We start from the raw sequence: 387 nt of genomic DNA, 5'->3' as shown, positions 1-387 counted from the left end.
CACTGGAGCAACGGGAGCGACAGGAGACACTGGAGCAACGGGAGCGACAGGAGATACTGGTGCAACGGGAGCGACAGGAGATACTGGTGCAACGGGAGCGACAGGAGATACTGGTGCAACGGGAGCGACAGGAATAGGGCTTGGGGGAGCAGTAGTATTTGATCCGCTGGCAGCTCCGGGTTATCCGGTAGGCCAGATTGTGACATTTAATGGCAGCACGTATATCGTGGTGACAGCTCCACCGACAGGCACACCAGGAACCTCGCCGGACTACTTGCTTCTTGCGGCAGCTGGAGCGACAGGGGCGACAGGTTCCACCGGAGCAACGGGAGCAACAGGTGATACCGGAGCAACGGGAGCGACAGGAGACACTGGAGCAACGGGAGC

At 59.9% G+C, this 387-nt stretch carries 1 pseudogene; it reads left to right on the top strand.

Features of this window, described 5'->3' with window-relative positions:
- Positions 1-387 (top strand): annotated as a pseudogene (locus H583_RS37065) (hypothetical protein); the annotation flags it as partial.

The organism is Paenibacillus pinihumi DSM 23905 = JCM 16419, assembly GCF_000422505.1.
Classification (GTDB): Bacteria; Bacillota; Bacilli; order Paenibacillales; family Paenibacillaceae; genus Paenibacillus_D; species Paenibacillus_D pinihumi.
This window is presented reverse-complemented; position numbering and strand designations above follow the sequence as displayed.